Below are 16589 nucleotides of genomic sequence, written 5' to 3' on the forward strand. Positions count from 1 at the left end.
TGCTTCATGGTTGCGGCACGAACGAGGGATGTCCAGAGGGCGCTGATGGTTTTCGCTTCGCCGGCTACCGGAGAAGCGCGCTCCGGGCGAGCCAGTCCGCCGTGTACGGGCGGTGGTGGGCGGGCAGGTTCGCGCAGCCGTGGTTGCCCTCGTCCAGCGCGAGGAGTTCGGCGGGGCCTGAGGACTCCTCGACGAGGCGGCGGGCGTCCTGCCAGGGGAAGAGGCGGTCGCGTTTGCCGGTGACGACGAGGAGGGGGCAGGTGATCGACTTCGTACGGCCGGACAGGGTGAGGGCGCGAGCGGCCCGAGCCGCGGCGGACTCGTCCGGCGCGTGGGAGCGGTGACGGAAGGCGGCGCGGGTGAGGGGTGGCAGGAGATCCCAGGCGGCTCCGAAGTCGTAGGGGCCGGCGAGCGCCACGCAGGCGCGCACCCGGTCGTCGCCTGCGGCCACCCGTGGGGCGTAGTAGCCGCCGAGGCTGACCCCCCAGACGGCGATCCGCCCGGCGTCGACGCCCGGCTGGGCGGCGAGGGCGTCGATGAGTGCGCGGCCGGGATCCTCCCAGGCCGCGGTGATGGGCAGGTCGTACTCGGCCTCGCCCTGGCCGGGGCCGTCCACGGAGAAGGTGGCCAACCCCCGGTCGAGGAAGGTGCGTTCGGTGGTACGGAACTCCTCCTTGGCGGAGTCGAGTCCGGGGATCATCAGTACGGCGGGGTGCGGGCCCGGACCGGCGGGCATGCGGAGTACGCCCACCAGCGTGGCGCCCTGGTAGGGGATCTCGATACGGCGTCCCGGTGGGTCGAGGTGCGGCAGGGCGTCGTTCAGACACCGGACCGCCGCGCGGTGGGCATCGCGGGCCTCGTCCGGGTCCTCGAAGTACAGGAACTTCCCGAAGTGGTAGTAGAGGGCGGCCCTGGCGAGGTGTTCGCCGGTTGAGCGGGTACGGCCCTGCGCGAGGGCGTCGCGGCCGAGCCGTTCGTGCCCGGCCGCCGCTCCGGACCAGGCGGCGCACCACTGCCCCCAGTGCTCCAGTGGGCCGGTGACCGCCTGGAAGTCGGAGACGATCACGCCGTTGGTGGTGAAGCGCGGGGCCCAGTTGGCGAGGGCGGAGGTGATGCGCGCGTCCTTGGTCACGGTCCTGCTCCTCCTGTTGTCGGGGCGCCCAGGTAGAGCTGCCCGATGTCGGGGTGGGCGGCGATCTCGGCGGCCCTGCCGGTGAGCCGGACCCGGCCGCCTTCCATGACGACACCGTGGGTGGCGAGGCCGAGCCCGATCCGTACGTTCTGCTCGACCAGCAGGACGGTGGCGCCCGCGAGGTGGATGCGCTCGATCAGTGCGGCGACCGCCGCGAGGCTCTGGGGATCCAGGCCGAGGGACGGCTCGTCCAACATCACGACCTTCGGCTCCAGCATCAGACCCCGGCCGATCTCGACCATGCGGCGCTGGCCGCCCGAGAGGTTCCCGGCGGGTTCCCCGGCCCGCTCGCGTACGAGGGGCACGAGTTCCTCCACGGCGGCGAGCCGGGCGCGCAGCAGGGCACGGTCCTTGCGGATGAGGTAGCCGCCCATCAGGACGTTCTCGGCAATGGTCATCTTGGGGAAGAGCGCCTGGGACTGCGGGACTTGTACGACGCCGTGACGCAGGATGTCGCGCGGGGAGAGCCCCGACAGGGGGCTGCCATCCAGCCGGACCTCTCCGGTACGGGGGTTCAGCAGTCCCGAGATCACCCGCAGGACGGTGGACTTGCCGGCGCCGTTGGGCCCGATGACACAGGTCACGGTGGACGGCGCGCACTCCAGAAACACCCCGTGCAGGACGTCGCCGCCCCCGTACCCCGCCACCACCCCGTCGAGGGTCAGCACGGCTGATCCGCCTCCTTCTCCGGCTCCGGTGACTTGTCCTGCGGCTCCTTCCGCTCCCCCAAGTACGCCTCCAGGACCGCCGGATCGTCGCGGATCAGCCCCGGCGGCCCCTCGGCGATCGGCCTGCCCTGCGAGAAGACGACCACCGGGTCGCACAGGTCCAGGACGAGCGGGATGTTGTGCTCGACGAGCAGGAAACCGACGCCCTGGTCGGCGAGTTGACGGATGATGCCCTTCAAGTGATCGACCAGGGCCGGGTTGATGCCCCCGGCGGGCTCGTCGAGAAGGATCAGCCGGGTGTCGAGCATCAGGATCTGGGCGAGTTCGACCAGCTTCTGCTGCCCGTACGACAGTGAGCCCGCGGGTTCCTCCGCGAACCGTCCAAGCCCCATGAAGTCGAGGAGTTCACGGGCGCGCGCGGCCTCGGCGCCGGTGACTCCGCCTCGTACCGCCGTACGCCAGCGGCCGTCGGGGAGCGGTGCGACGACGTTCTCCAGGACGCTCATCCCACCGAACAGCCGGGTGGTCTGAAAGGTACGGCCCAGGCCGAGGTGGCAGCGCTCCCAGGGAGGCATCCGGTCGATCCGGCGCCCCTCGAAGGTGATCTCCCCCACGTCGGCCCGCAGGGTGCCGGTGACCAGGTTGAACAGGGTGGTCTTCCCCGAGCCGTTGGGCCCGATCAGACCGGTGATGGTGCCGCGCCGTACGACGAGATCGGCGCCGTCCACCGCGACCAGTCCCCCGAAGTTCTTCGACACCCCGCTGATCCGCAAGAGTTCACCGGTCGCCGGCCGCTCCACACGCGAGGCCACCACGGGCGGCAGCCGCCCCAGCGCGCCTTCCTGGTCGGTGTACTCCACCGTTCGCGGATGCCGTGCCCGCCACCAGGCGGCCGCCCCCGGCAGCAGCCCCTGCGGCAGGAACAGCACCACACCCGTGAGCAGCCCCCCGAACAGCAGCAGCCTGCTGCTCGACCCGCCGCCGTACACGGTGGCCGCCTCGCTGCCGATGGCGACGACGAACGCGCCGACCACCGGCCCGTACAGGCTGCCGCGCCCGCCGATCAGGGCCGCGAGGACCACCATGACGCTCGCCAGAACGGCGAACATGGTGGTGGGGCTGATGTAGGAGAGGAAGTAACCGTAGATTCCGCCCGCGACTCCGGTGAAGAAGGCGCCCGACGCGAAGGCCGTCACCTTGTAGCGGGTGGTGGGGATGCCGATGGCGGCGGCCTTGCCCTCGTCCTCCCGGATGGCGAGCAGGCCGGCGCCGAGTTTCCGGGTCCGCACCCAGGCACTGAAGGCGACGGTGAGGATCAGCAGGCCCAGGAAGAGGTAGTAGAAGGGCAGGTTGCCGGTCTCGCGGGACCAGGGCGGCAGCGGCATCGCCAAACCCTGGTTGCCGTGCGTCAGTCGGGTGAGGTTGGTCGCGAGGACCTGGAGGGTGAGCAGCAGCGCGATGGTGACGATGACGAAGGCGGCGCCGCGCGAGCGCAGCACGACCGCGCCGAGCGCCACCGCGACGCCTGCCGCGAGTACCCCGCCGAGCGGTGCGGACAACAGCGGGTTGATGCCGAGGCGCTCGGCGGCGATGCCGCCCATGTAGGCGCCCGCGCCGAGGAAGGCACTGTGGCCGAGCGAGATGTAACCGGCGTACCCGGAAAGGATGTTCCAGCTCACCGCCTGGACCGCGAGCAGCAGACAGAGCACGGCGACCGTCAGGTGGTACTCGGTGCCGATCCCCAGCACCGGATAGACAGCCAGGGCCGCCGCAACCGCCACGACCGGGAGCGCTGTCTTCGCCCCGGCCCACGTGAGCACGGCCTTCACGCCGCCAAGCGGTAGCACGGTCTTCATGCAGCCACGTCCTCCCGTACCCGGGCGCCGAACAGGCCCTGCGGACGGACGATCAGCACCGCCATGATGACGCCGTAGAACACCAGGATCGACCACTGCGGGGACACGTACACCGAGGTCAGCGCCTCGGCGAGGCCGAGGATCAGTGCGCCGGTCAGCGCCCCCGGCAGGCTGCCGAGCCCGCCCAGGACAATTATGCCGAGGATGCGGGCTATCCACTCGTAGTGCGAGGCGGGGAAGAACGGCACCAGAACGGAGAGCACCGAGCCGCCCATGCCCGTACTGGCCGTGCCCAGGGCGAAGGCGAGCGTGGCGGTGGGCACGGCGCTCACGCCCACCAGGGCCGCGCCGGACGGGTTCTGCGCCCAGGCGCGGATCGCCCGCCCTGTCCAGGTCCGGTTGAGGACGGCGTAGAAGGCGGCCAGAACCGCGAGCGCGGCCAGGAATCCGTACAGCGGGGCCTTGGGCAGGGAGATGGGACCCAGCGTGTACGACTCGTCGAAGTACCCGGGGGTGGCCGACCGGTAGCGGTTGCCGGCGGTCACGTTGAGCAGGCCCTCGATGAGAAGGGCCACGCCGAACATCAGCAGCACCGACATGGACGGCGGCGCGGACCGCAGCCGGGCCCCCACCAGACGGTAGAAGACCCAGCCGAAGCCGAACATCAGCGGAGTCGTCAGGACGGCCAGCGCGATCGGGTCGATGCCGGTCGCCCGCCACACCCACCAGGTCACGAAGGCCGACAGGACGAGGAAGGCCCCCTGGGCGACGTTGATGACGCGCATGACGCCGAAGACCAGGGTGAGGCCCGAGGCCATCAGCGCGTACACCCCGCCGATCAGCAGCCCCAGGGCCAGCGTCTGGACGAACTCCGCCACATCAACTCCAGCCCGGCTTGGGGTAGATGGCCTTCTCGGCGGTGGCGGCCTCCTCGGGCGAGACGATCTGCACCTTGCCGCTCTGCCACTGGGCGAGCAGGAAGCTGCCGAGCGGCGCGCCGCGCTTGTCCCACTTCAGCGGGCCGAGGATGGTCTCGACCTCGTTGCCGTGCAGCCACTGCGCGACCTTGTCCTGGTCGGTGCCGTCCGCCCCCTCGATACCGGCCCGTAGCACCTGGGCGGCGGCGAAGGCATCGGCGGCGTCCTCCGCCGGGACGGCGTTGTCGTACTCCTTCGCGTACGCCGCCACGAACTCCTTGTTGAGCGGGGTCGGGGCGCTCTCGTGCCAGCTGACCGAGTAGAAGACTCCCTCGGTGTTGGCCTCGCCGACGCCCTTGCTGTACTGCCCGGCGTTGCTGGGCGCGGACATCTGGAAGAGCGCCTTGGGCGAGAAGTTCTGCTGCTTGAGGGCTCGTACGAGTCCGACGCCGTCCTGGAACACCGCGCCGTGCGCGAGGAGTTCCGGCTTCCTGCCCGCTATGGCGGCGGCGATGGGCTGCATGTTGGTGGTCTCGGCCGGATAGACGCTGGTGTACACGGTCTTGATACCCAGGTCCTCCAGAAGGTCCTGCAGCCGCTCGATGACCGGCCGGGTGAACGGGTCGTCCTGGGTGGTGTACGCGGCCGAGGCCGGACGTTCGGCCTCCGGCAGGGACTTCACCCAGTCCACGAAGGTGTTCGCCTGGTCGGCGGAGAGTGCGGGCTGGGCGAAGAAGAGCCTGTCGAAGCCGCGCGTGAAGATGTTCTCCGCGCCGCCGGCGGGCTCGACGAAGACCATGCCCTGGCGCTCGGCGACCGCGGAGGCCGGGTAGTTGAGCAGCGAGGAGAAGGTGCCGAGCAGGAAGTCCACCCGGTCCTGGGTGATCAGCCGGGTGTAGTCGGCGACCACCGTGTCCTGGCTGCTTGCGTCGTCGGTGATCTTCAACTGGACCTGGCGGCCGAGGATTCCGCCGTCGGCGTTGACCATCTCGCGCCAGATCCGGTAGCCGCGCTCGGCCTCCTGGCCCGGCTGCGAGAACTGCCCGGTCAGCGGCAACGAGGCACCGATGACTAGCTCCTTGCCGCTGCCCCCGGTCGAGCCCTCGCCCGAGCAGCCGACCAGGACAAGTCCCAGCCCCAGTCCGATGGTTGTGAACTCCCGCCGGGAAAGCCCGTTCGTTCCACCCATGACGCCCATGACGACTCCAGCTAGTCCATGCTCTTGGCGACGGTCTCGGTGATCCGGTCCACGCTCGGCAGCGCCGCGTCCTCCAGCGAGTCGGCGGCGGGCAGCGGGACATGCGGGGTGGTGATCCGCACCAAGGGCCCGTCCAGGCTGGTGAAACCCTCCTCGGCGCAGATCGACACCACCTCGGCTCCCCAGCCGCACAGCCGGGGGTTCTCCTCCACGGTGAACAGCCGCCCGGTCCGCTCCAGTTGCTCCAGTACGGCGCGCACGTCCAGCGGGACCAGGCTGCGCAGGTCGAGCACCGCGGCCGCGATGCCGTGCTCGCGCTCCAGCCGCTCGGCGGCTGCCAGCGCGCGCGGCGCCATGAGCCCCAGGGTGACGATCACGCAGTCCCCACCCTCGCGCCGCAGGACGGCCGACCCCAGCGTGTCGGTGATCTCGCCGTCCGGGACCTCGCCCCGGACCGGGTAAAGCCCTTTGGCCTCAAGGAAGACGACCGGGTCCGGGTCGCGTACGGCGGCCGCCAGCAGGCCCACCACATCACGCGGGGTGGACGGCACGACGACCTTGAGGCCCGGCACCGCCATCACCCAGTTCGCCACGTCCTGCGAGTGCTGCGCCCCGAAGCGCAGCCCCCCGCCGTTGGCGGCCCGCACCACCAGCGGCAGGGACAGCTGGCCGCCCGCCATATAGCGGGTCTTGGCGATCTGGTTGGCGAGCAGATCCCAGCCGACGCCGAAGAAGTCGCTGAACATGATCTCGGCGATGGGCCGCAGCCCGGTCATCGCGGCGCCCATCGCCGCGCCCAGGATGGCCTGTTCGGAGATCGGCGTGTCCCGTACCCGCCGCGGACCGAACTCCTCCAGCAGCCCGGGCGTCGTCTTGAACACCCCGCCCGCCTCCGCGACGTCCTCACCGAGCAGGACCACCCGCTCGTCGCGCCGCATCTCCTGCGCGAGGCCGCGCGCGACCGCGTCCCGGTAGGTCAGTTGCGCCATGCCGCACCTCCGTCGGCCCACAGGTCCCGCTCCACCAGGGCCGGTTCGGGCAGCGGCCCGTCCTCGGCCGCCTTCGTGGCCTCATCGGTCTCCCGGGCGGCCGCGTCCTCGATCCCGGCGAGTTTCGACTCGGCGATCCCGGCAGCGAGCAGCTTGGTGCGGTACGCCGGCACGGGATCGCGGGCGAGCCAGTCCTCGACCTCCCGCTGTGGGCGGTACGTCCCCGGGTCGGCCCGCGAGTGCCCGCCGTGCCGGTAGGTGTCGGCCTCGATCAGGCTCGGCCCACCGCCCTCGCGAGCCTTCCCCAGGGCGCCGAGCGCGGTCTCGTAGACCGCGTCGACGTCATTGCCGTCGACGACGACGCGCTCCAGTCCGTACGCCGCCGCACGGTCGGCGGCGGGCCGCTCCACCGCTGTCACCGCCCGGATCGGCGTGTACTCCATGTACTGGTTGTTCTCGCAGACGTACAGCACCGGGAGCTGCCATACGGCGGCCAGGTTCAACGCCTCATGGAACGCCCCGATGTTGGTGGTGCCGTCGCCGAAGAAGCAGACCGCGACCTGCTCGGAGCCACGCAGTTGCGCCGACCAGGCGGCGCCGCCCGCGATCGGCAGGTGGGCGCCCACGATCGCGTAGCTGCCCATCATCCCGTGCTCGGTGCTGGTCAGATGCATGCTGCCGCCCTTGCCGGACATCAGGCCGTTGCCGCGGCCCATCAGCTCGGCGAGGATCCCCGCCATGGGGGCGCCGCGCGCCAGAGTGTGGGCGTGACCGCGGTAGGTGGCGAAGGTGTAGTCGTCGGGGCGCATCGCGGCGGCGAATCCGGCGGCTACGGCCTCCTGGCCGGTCGACAGGTGGCTGGTGCCCTTCACAAGACCGCGCAGGAAGAGGTCGTACGCCCGCTTCTCCATGGCGCGCATCCGCACCATCTGCCGGTACAGCTCGAGCCGTACGTCCATGAGTTGCCCTCACTCAGTAGCGGTTGGCGACGAAGAGTTCCTGGGCGGGGAAGAGGGTGAGCACCCGGGCGCCGTCGGCGGTGACCAGGACCTCTTCCTCGATTCGGGCCGCCGAATAGCCGTCGGTGGCCGGGCAGTAGGTCTCCAGGGCGAAGACCATGCCTTCGTGGATCTCCTCCGGGTGCTCCAGGGAGTTCAGTCGGCTGATGATCGGGCGTTCGTGGAGTCCGAGCCCGAGGCCGTGGCCGAACTGCAGCCCGAAGCAGTCCATTTCGGTGGCGAAGCCGAAGTCCTGGGCCCGGGGCCAGGCGCGGGCGATGGCGTCGGTGGTCACGCCCGGCTTGACGAGTGCGATCGCCGCGTCGATCCACTCGCGGGCGCGCTGGTAGGCGGCGCGCTGCGGGGCCGTCGATGAACCGACGTTCAAGGTGCGGTAGTAGCAGGTGCGGTAGCCGTTGTAGGACTGGATGATGTCGAAGAAGCAGGTGTCGCCCGGGCGGATCAGCCGGTCGGTGAAGTTGTGCGGATGCGGATTGCAGCGCTCCCCGGAAACCGCGTTGATCGCTTCGACGTCGTCGGAGCCCTGCTCGTAGAGGTACTTGTTGGCGAGGGCGACGATGTCGTTCTCGCGTACTCCGGGTTTGAGGGCCTCGGAGATGGCCTGGTAGCAGCCGTCGACCATGGCGGCGGACTGGGTGAGCAGCAGGATCTCGTCCGGGTTCTTCAGCTGCCGGCCGTCCAGCATCACCTGCTGGCCGTCGGCGGCGCGCAACCCGGCCTGCTGGAGGGCGAATTGGAACGGCGGCTCGACGATGTCCAGGCCGATGGGCGCGTCGGCGACCCCGGCCTCGTTCAGCAGGCCGCGTATCTCGGCGACGGCCCGGTCGAAGAGGCCCGCCTCGGGCCGTACGGCACCGCGCAGGCCCAGCATTCCGGCCCGGCAGTTCTCCGGCTTCAGCCAGGGCGCGTACAACTGGTGGTGGCGGGCCGCCGAGCCGAAGTCCCAGAGGACCGGGTCGCCTTCGCGGGTGAGCAGTGCGTAACGGGTCATCTTGTCGCGCGACCACTCGCCGATCATGGTGCCGGTGAGATAGCGGATGTTGTTGACGTCGAAGAGGAGCAGCGCGCCGAGCCCGCTGGCGTCGAGCGCCGCGCGCACCCGCTCCAGGCGGTAGGCGCGCAGCCGGTCGAAGTCGACGCGGGACTCGAAGTCGACGGCGGAGTGGCCGGGCGCGTGAGTGGTCATTCCCCGGTCTCCTCTGCGTCCGCCTCTCCTGCGTCCTGCTTCTCCGCCTCCAGCAACAGCCCTGATGCGCGGGCGACTTCGGCGAGCAGTACCGCGAAGTCGACCGGCCCGTCCTGCCCTTGGGCCTGTACGGAGGCTTGCACCAGCTGGTGGACAAGGGCGGCGACAGGCATGCTCACCCCGCTCTCGCGGGCGGCGGACAGGCCCAGTTCGAAGTCCTTGCGCAGCAGTTGGGGGGTGAAGGTCGGGGTGAAGTCCAGGTGGGTGAGGGCTGGGGTCTTGTAGCGGGTGAACACGGACCCGAGTACCGACGCGTTGATGAAGGCCAGGAAGTCCGAGCGCCGCACCCCGCCCTTCTCGGCGAGCACGGTGATTTCCGCGAGGGACTGGATGACCGCGCCCAGGAACAGATTGTGGGCGATCTTCACGAGCCGGGCTTCCTCGCCCTCGCCGACGTACGCCGCCGCACCGGCGATCGCCGTCAGTAGCGGATTCACGATCTCGTACGCGTGTGGGGGCCCCGAGACGACGAAGGCCGCCGTGCCCGCCCTGACCGCCGAGGGATTGCCGCTGACCGGCGCCGCGAGCATCGGTGCCCCGGCCTTGGCCGCCTCCGCGCGGATCTGGAGGGCGACCTTCTGCGAGACCGTCGAGCAGTCCACCAGGATGCCCGGGGCAGCCGTCTGTCGCAGCAGCCCGCCCTCGGCGACGGTGACCTCGGTGAGCGCGGCGTCCGCGGCGACCATGGTGAACACCACGTCCCGGTGGGCGAGTTCGGCCACCGATCCGGCGACGGTCGCCCCGTACTCCCGCAACGACTCGGCCTTCGCGCGGGTGCGGTTGTGGACCGCGACCTCATATCCGGCGGCGAGCAGCCGCTGGACCATCGCGCTTCCCATCCGGCCGGTTCCGAGCCAGCCGATACGCGGTTTCGTACGATCCGTCGGCGTCGTCATCGCGGGGTTCCTCCGCTGTCGTACGCAGGGCAAACGATGGGTCTATCGCGGGGTGTTGAGCGCTCCATGATCTGGATCTAAGCTCAGGGTTCATGGACGGCAATCGTTTGTCTTCAGGACAGTATGAATGCTCTGACTGCCCGTCAAGGGGCGGCGCACGGTGACCGTCACACTCGCCGATGTGGCCCGTAAGGCGCGCGTCCACCCGGGCACCGCCTCCAAGGCGCTCAACCCGGCAACCCGCCACCGGGTGGCCGCGGACACCGTCCGCCGTATCGTGCGGGCCGCGGAATCTCTCGGCTACGAGCCCAACTCCCTTGCCCGCGGCCTGCGCACGCAGCGCTCGCGCACCATCGGGGTGCTCATCCCCGACCTGGCCAACCCGCTCTTCCCGCCCATCGTGCGCGGCATCGAGCAGGTGCTCGGCGCCGCCGACCATCTGGCCCTGCTCACCGACACCGACAACGACCCGGACCGTGAGGAGCGGCTGGTCGCCATGCTCCAGGGGAGGCGCAGCGACGGCTTCATCGTCGCCACCGCCCGCCGCGAGCACCCCCTCCTCGACCGCCTCGCCGACGTGAACACCCCGCTCGTGCTCCTCAACCGCATCACCGACCGCCCCCGCCGCTCCAGCGTGACCTGTGACGACGCCGCCGGAGTGCTGGACGCCGTCCGTCACCTGGCCGAGCTCGGCCACCGGCGCATCGCCCATCTCGCGGGCCCGCAGGAACTGTCCACCGGGCATCTGCGTCACCGCGCCTTCCTCGATGCCGTGGACCAGCTCGGCCTGGACCGCCGCGACTGCCCGGTCCTCCCGGGCACCGCCTACTCCACCGAGGCCGGCCTGTCCGCCGCCCGTGCGGCCCTGGCCCTGCGCCCCCGCCCCACCGCTGTCCTCGCCGGGAACGACCTGATGGCCCTCGGCGTCCTCGACGCCCTCACCGAGACCGGCCTGCACTGCCCGCGCGATCTGTCCGTCATCGGCTTCAACGACATGCCGATGCTCGACCGCATGGCCACTCCCCTGACCACCATCCGCACCCCGCAGCACGAGATCGGCGCGGAGGCCGCCCGCCTGATCCTCCGCATCCTCGACGGCCTGCCCGAGCCCCTGCACATCCGGCTCACCTGCCGCCTGGTCGTCCGGGCCTCGACCGCTGCCGCGGGACGGCCGGAATGACGCATACCGGGTACACGAGGCGCGCCGACCATTTTCAGAGGTCGCCCGGCGACGTGTCGTCGCCGGGCAAGGGGTGTATCCGTTGTCCGTCCGCCACGGGCCGATGCTGCGCAGGCCCGCGTCAGCCGGTCCCCGTCGAGCCCCCCGGCGAGATCAGTCCGGTCTCGTAGGCGAGGACGACGGCCTGGACGCGGTCGCGGAGGTCCAGCTTCGACAGGATGCGGCCGATGTGCGTCTTCACCGTGGTCGGGCTGAGGAACAGACGGTCCGCGAGCTCGGCGTTGCTGAGGCCTGTCGCGAGCAGGCGGAGGACTTCGAGCTCGCGGGGGGTGAGACCGGACAGGTCGCGGTGCAGGGTGACCGACCGGTCCTCCTCGCGGTGGGCGAAGCGTTCGATGAGCCGGCGGGTGATCGCGGGCGCGAGCAGGGCGTCGCCGGACTGCACCAGGCGTACGGCGCCCACCAGATGCTCGGGGGTGACGTCCTTGAGCAGGAAGCCGCTGGCGCCGGCGGTGAGCGCGGCGTAGACGTAGTGGTCGAGGTCGTAGGTGGTGAGGATGATGACCCGCGTCCCGTCGGAGCCGTCGCCGTCGAGGATCCGCCGGGTCGCCTCGATGCCGTCCATCCGCGGCATCCGGATGTCCATGAGGACGACGTCGGGCCGGGTGCGCCGGACGGCCGCGACCGCCTCGGCCCCGTCGGCCGCCTCGGCCGTCACCTCGATGCCGTCGGCGGTGAGGATCATCCCGAAGCCCGTACGCACCAGGGCCTGGTCGTCCGCGATGACGGCACGCAGAGGCGGCCTCTTCACGCTGTCCGCCACGGGACTCGGGCCTTGATCCGGTATCCGCCGGCGAGGGTCGGCCCGGCCGTGAGTTCGCCGCCGTACACCGCGAGCCGCTCGCGCAGCCCGATCAGCCCGCGGCCGGTGCCGTCGGCCGGCGAGGCGTCGGTGTCCGCGGACGGGGGGTCGTAGGCGGCGCCGGTGTCCATGACCTCGATCTCCAGACAGTCGCCGGCGTAGCCGATCATGACGGACGCGTCGGCGCCCGGCGCGTGCTTGATCGTGTTGGTCAGCGCCTCCTGCACGACGCGGTACGCCGCGAGTTCCACCCCGGGCGGCAACGGGTCCGGCGGCAGCGACATCGCGACGTTCACCGGCGTCCCGGCAGCGCGTACCCGCTCGGTCAGGGCGTCGAGCTGGCCGAGGCCGGGCTGCGGTTCGAGGCCGTCGGCGGGGCTGTCGGAGAGGCCGGTGTCGGGGGCGGCCAACAGGCCCATCACATGGCGGAGTTCGGCCATGGCGGCGCGACCCCCGGCCTCGACCGCCAGCAGTGCCTCCTTGGACCGCTCCGGCGCCGCGTCCATCACCTTGCGTGCCGCACCCGCCTGGATCACCATCACGCTCACATTGTGGGTCACCACGTCGTGCAGTTCGGCGGCTATCCGGGCGCGCTCCTCCTCGACGGCCCGGCGCATGGTCTCCTCCTGCGCCTTCTGCAACTCCGTGAACCGGTCCCGGCTGGCCGCCAGCCGGCGCCGCGAGAATCGGACCAGGCCGGCCGTGACCCCGGCGACCAGCAGTACGACCGCGGGGCTCGACCACGCCGGGAGCATGGGTTCCGCCTCCCGGAACGCGGCACCGGCCAGCACAGCGGCGACGACCATGGCGGCCAGCGCCCCCGCCCGGTAACGGCTGTACATGACGGCGCTGTAGGCGCCGATGACACAGGTCAGCACGTTGATCCAGGAGGCGTCGTCGCCGATGGCCAGCACCGCGACGAGCACCACCGTGAACGCGGCCAGCGGATACCTGCGCATGGCCGCCAGCGGGAGCGCCGACAGGACCACAAGTGGCCAGGGGACGGAGGGAGTTTCGCCGATCTCGACCATCTCACCGGGTGCGGGCGGCCGCGGCGGGACGGGGAACCCGTACTCGTCCTTCGAGATGATCCTGACCGGCCCGTCACCGGGATAGCGCGAAGCCACGATCAGCGCGACGACGGTCAGCAGGACCGCCAGCGCCAGATCGACGCGTACCGCCCGCCGCGACAGCGGGGCGGGCTTCGCCTCCGGCCGCAGCGCGTCGCGCAGTTGCCGGCGCCAGCCGCGCCGGTCCTCCGTCTCCATCCCCATCAGCACATTGTGTGGCCCGCCCGCCCCGTCCGCGTCCGCCTGCGCGACCAGGGCGCTGTCCCACAGTCGTACGTCGCAGGGATGACCCCGTGACCGGGTCCTCCGCGCGGAGGGCCCGATGTCGGTGCCGCGGCCGACGCGGCGAAACAGCCCCCGCCCCTACGTTCACTGGCGCCGGGAAAGGCACGAGGCCTCTCGGACCCAAGGACGGACGACTCCCATGACTCAGGTGATCCAACTGGAGAACGTGGCCAAGCGCTACGACAGCTCCGGCACACCCGCGCTCGGACCGCTCACGCTCTCCGTCGCCAAGGGCGAGGCGCTCGCCGTGACGGGCCCCTCCGGCAGCGGCAAGTCCACGCTGCTGAACCTCGTCGCGGGTCTGGACAAGGCGACCGAGGGCTCCGTGACGGTGGCCGACCGCCGGCTCGGCGACCTGAGCGAGCACGCGCTGGCCCGGTTCCGCCGCGAGCAGATCGGCATGGTCTTCCAGTTCTTCAATCTGCTCGACGACCTCACCGTCACCGACAACATCCAGCTCCCCGCCCAACTGGCCGGAGCGGCACGGCGGAAGACGGCGGCCAGGGCCGGTGAGCTGATGGAGGCGCTGGGCATCCAGAAGCACGCCCGCGCCTACCCGGGCCGGCTCTCCGGCGGCGAACGCCAGCGGGTCGCGGTGGCCAGGGCGCTGGTCAACCGGCCCGCGCTGCTGCTCGCCGACGAGCCGACCGGCGCCCTCGACACCGCCTCGGGCCAGGACGTACGGGAGTTGCTGGTGGACCTGCACCGCGGCGGGCAGACCATCGTACTTGTCACGCACGACCTGGCCCTCGCGGAGGCCTGCGCGAGCCGCACGATTCATCTGGTCGACGGCCACCTCGCCCTCGACACGCATGCGGAGGCCGTCCGATGAGCCGCTTCGGCTCGGGTTTCGGCACCGGCGCGCTCGGCCGGGTCGTACGTTCCGGGGTGGGCAGGCGCCGGGTGCAGACCTTGGTGATCGCCATTGCCACGATGATGGCCGTGGCCTCCGCCGTGGTCGCCGGATCGCTCATGGTCGCCGCGAACGCGCCCTTCGACCACGCCTTCGCCGCACAACACGGCGCCCACCTCACCGCGGCGTTCGATCCGGCCAAGGTGAGTACGGCGCAACTGGAGGCCACCGGAGAGCTGGAGGGCGTCACCGCGACCGCGGGGCCGTACCCCACCACGGCGATCGGCGGGGTGAACTCGCCGACGCTGACTCTCGTCGGCCGTTCCGGGCCCGGGGCCGACGTGGACGACGTGGACCTCAGGTCCGGCCGGTGGGCGACGAAGCCGGGCGAGGTCGTGCTGTCGGCGACGTTCGCCGGACCCGCCTTCAAGCTCGGCTCCACCCTCGAGACCTCGGACGCCGCGGACGCTCAGGAACTGACGGTCGTCGGCCTCGCCGTGTCGGCCAGCAGGACCGCCGACGCGTGGGCGACCCCCGCGCAGGTCGAGGCGCTGGCGTCGAAGGACAGTCCGGTCACGAGTCAGATGCTGTACCGCTTCGACTCAGCGGGCACGAAGGGGCAGATCGCCGCCGGCTTGAAGACGCTCACCGCCGCCGTACCGTCCGGGGCGCTGCTCGGCACCACGTCCTATCTGGACACCAAGCGTGCCGCCGACCAGGGCGCGGCGCCGACCATCCCGTTCCTGATCGCCTTCGGCGTGCTCGGCATCATCATGTCCGTGATCATCGTCGGCAGTGTGGTCAGCGGTGCGGTCGGCACCAGCCTGCGCAGGATCGGCATCCTCAAGGCCATCGGCTTCACACCGCGCGAAGTGGTGCGCGCCTATGTGGCCCAGGCGCTGATCCCGGCCTGCGCGGGCATCGCGCTCGGGGTCGTGCTCGGAAACCTGCTGGCCGTGCCGCTCCTGGAGGACACCGAGCAGGCGTACGGCAGCGCCTCACTGACGGTGGCCTGGTGGGTGGACGTCGTGGTGCCGGCCGTGGCGCTGGTCATCGTCGGGATTTCCGCGCTGGTCCCCGCGCTGCGGGCCGGACGGCTGCGTACGGTCGAGGCCATCGCGGTCGGCCGGGCGCCGCGCACGGGGCGCGGTCAGTGGGCGCATCGCGCGGCGGGGCGGCTGCCGCTGCCGCGGGCGGTGACCTACGGGCTCGCGAGTCCCTTCGCCCACCCGGTCCGCACGGTCGCGATGCTGCTGGCGGTGGCCTTCGGCACGGTCACCGCGACGTTCGCGGTGGGGCTGACCGCGTCGCTGAACGCGGTGGCCGACTCGTCGGATCCCGAGGAGAGCGCCGCGGTCACCGTGATCAGCGGCGGCCGGCACATGGGCCCGGGCGGACCCGGCCCCGCGGAGGACAAGTCCGAGGCCTCTGCCGTCGATCCGGCGAAGGTGAGCGCTGCCATCGAGGCCCAGGCGGGCACCGCTTCGTACTACGGCATGACCCGGACCGAGGTCACCGTGGCCGGGCTCTCCGGCTCGATCGAGGCCAGCTTCTACCAGGGTGATCTGGACGCTGCCGCCTACGAGATGATCTCCGGGCACTGGATCACCGGTGCGGGGCAGGCCGTGGTGCCCACGGGTTTCCTGGAGAGGACCGGCACCGAGATCGGTGACACGGTGCGGGTGACCCTCGAGAAGGACACCGAGACCCTGCGGATCGTCGGCGAGGCCTTCGACACCTCGGATGACGGTCTGCATCTCCACGCGGATCTCGCCAACTTCCCCGAGGCCGAGCCCGATTCCTTCCTCGTCGACGTGAAGCCGGGCGTCTCCCCCACCCAGTACGCCACACAGCTCAAAGCGGTGGTGCAGGCGCTGGGCGGCGACGTCATGGCCAACTCCCCGTCGGAGGGCGAGAACATGATCCTCATCCTGGAGGCGATGGCGGTGCTCCTCACCCTCATGCTGGTCTCCGTCGCCGGCCTCGGCGTGCTCAACTCCGCCGTCCTGGACACCCGGGAGCGCGTCCACGACCTCGGCGTCTGCAAGGCACTCGGCATGTCACCACGGCAGACCGTGAGCCTCGTCCTCGCCTCGGTGACCGGGATCGGCGTACTCGGCGGCCTGGTCGGCGTACCGCTCGGATTCGCCCTGCACGGCTACGTACTGCCGGTGATGGGGCACGCCGCGGGCACCAACCTGCCCCCGTCGATCCTGGACGTGTACGAACCGTGGCAGCTGATGCTGCTGGGCCTCGCCGGCATCACGATCGCCCTGCTCGGCGCCCTGCTTCCGGCGAGCTGGGCGGCCAAGACCCGCACGGCGACGGCTCTGCGCACGGAGTAACCGACTTCCGCGC

The 16589-nt window shown here is 71.2% G+C and carries 14 protein-coding genes; 3 read left to right on the top strand and 11 right to left on the bottom strand.

The window, feature by feature from the left end:
* Positions 1-64 precede the first annotated feature (64 nt).
* From OG266_RS07505 to OG266_RS07545, 9 genes are read right to left on the bottom strand one after another with little or no spacing between them, the layout of a single operon-like run.
* Positions 65-1132 carry a S9 family peptidase gene (locus OG266_RS07505; protein ID WP_266473178.1) on the bottom strand — a complete coding sequence of 356 codons (1068 nt, stop codon included), beginning with the start codon at positions 1130-1132 and terminating at the stop codon, positions 65-67.
* Positions 1129-1860, bottom strand: a complete 732-nt coding sequence (locus OG266_RS07510; RefSeq protein WP_266473180.1) for an ABC transporter ATP-binding protein — start codon at positions 1858-1860, stop codon at positions 1129-1131. The genes OG266_RS07505 and OG266_RS07510 overlap by 4 nt, the downstream gene beginning before the upstream one ends.
* A complete protein-coding gene (locus OG266_RS07515; protein WP_371543941.1) occupies positions 1854-3716 on the bottom strand; it encodes an ATP-binding cassette domain-containing protein in 1863 nt (620 codons plus the stop codon). The genes OG266_RS07510 and OG266_RS07515 overlap by 7 nt, the downstream gene beginning before the upstream one ends.
* Positions 3713-4594 carry a branched-chain amino acid ABC transporter permease gene (locus tag OG266_RS07520; RefSeq protein ID WP_371543943.1) on the bottom strand — a complete coding sequence of 294 codons (882 nt, stop codon included), beginning with the start codon at positions 4592-4594 and terminating at the stop codon, positions 3713-3715. The genes OG266_RS07515 and OG266_RS07520 overlap by 4 nt, the downstream gene beginning before the upstream one ends.
* Before the next feature lies 1 nt (position 4595).
* Entirely contained in the window at positions 4596-5822 is a 1227-nt protein-coding gene (locus OG266_RS07525; protein WP_371543945.1) for an amino acid ABC transporter substrate-binding protein, read from the bottom strand.
* Between the two features lie 20 nt (positions 5823-5842).
* On the bottom strand, positions 5843-6820 hold the full coding sequence (locus OG266_RS07530; RefSeq protein ID WP_266473185.1) for an alpha-ketoacid dehydrogenase subunit beta: 978 nt from the start codon (positions 6818-6820) through the stop codon (positions 5843-5845).
* Positions 6808-7779 (bottom strand): thiamine pyrophosphate-dependent dehydrogenase E1 component subunit alpha, encoded by a 972-nt coding sequence (locus OG266_RS07535; protein WP_266473186.1) that lies wholly within the window; start codon positions 7777-7779, stop codon positions 6808-6810. Before OG266_RS07535 ends, OG266_RS07530 begins: the two co-directional genes overlap by 13 nt.
* A gap of 13 nt (positions 7780-7792) precedes the next feature.
* Complete coding sequence (locus OG266_RS07540) at positions 7793-9025, bottom strand: M24 family metallopeptidase (protein WP_371543947.1); 1233 nt, start codon at positions 9023-9025, stop codon at positions 7793-7795.
* Positions 9022-9981: an NAD(P)-dependent oxidoreductase gene (locus OG266_RS07545; protein ID WP_371543948.1), complete on the bottom strand. Its 960-nt coding sequence runs from the start codon at positions 9979-9981 to the stop codon at positions 9022-9024. Before OG266_RS07545 ends, OG266_RS07540 begins: the two co-directional genes overlap by 4 nt.
* Positions 9982-10141: 160 nt before the next feature.
* On the opposite strand from OG266_RS07545, the gene OG266_RS07550 reads away from it, so the two are divergent.
* Entirely contained in the window at positions 10142-11161 is a 1020-nt protein-coding gene (locus OG266_RS07550) for a LacI family DNA-binding transcriptional regulator (protein ID WP_371543950.1), read from the top strand.
* A gap of 121 nt (positions 11162-11282) precedes the next feature.
* Here the strand turns inward: OG266_RS07550 and OG266_RS07555 are convergent, their stop codons facing one another.
* The gene (locus OG266_RS07555; RefSeq protein ID WP_266473192.1) at positions 11283-11972 is read right to left on the bottom strand and encodes a response regulator transcription factor; all 690 of its coding nucleotides are present in this window, start codon (positions 11970-11972) and stop codon (positions 11283-11285) included.
* The gene (locus OG266_RS07560) at positions 11969-13291 is read right to left on the bottom strand and encodes a sensor histidine kinase (protein WP_371552680.1); all 1323 of its coding nucleotides are present in this window, start codon (positions 13289-13291) and stop codon (positions 11969-11971) included. The genes OG266_RS07555 and OG266_RS07560 overlap by 4 nt, the downstream gene beginning before the upstream one ends.
* A 226-nt stretch (positions 13292-13517) precedes the next feature.
* Between OG266_RS07560 and OG266_RS07565 the strand changes: the two genes are divergently transcribed.
* Positions 13518-14210 (top strand): ABC transporter ATP-binding protein, encoded by a 693-nt coding sequence (locus tag OG266_RS07565; protein ID WP_266473196.1) that lies wholly within the window; start codon positions 13518-13520, stop codon positions 14208-14210.
* Positions 14207-16576: an ABC transporter permease gene (locus OG266_RS07570; protein WP_371543952.1), complete on the top strand. Its 2370-nt coding sequence runs from the start codon at positions 14207-14209 to the stop codon at positions 16574-16576. Before OG266_RS07565 ends, OG266_RS07570 begins: the two co-directional genes overlap by 4 nt.
* Positions 16577-16589: the final 13 nt, after the last annotated feature.

This window comes from Streptomyces sp. NBC_00554, from assembly GCF_041431135.1.
Classification (GTDB): Bacteria; Actinomycetota; Actinomycetes; order Streptomycetales; family Streptomycetaceae; genus Streptomyces.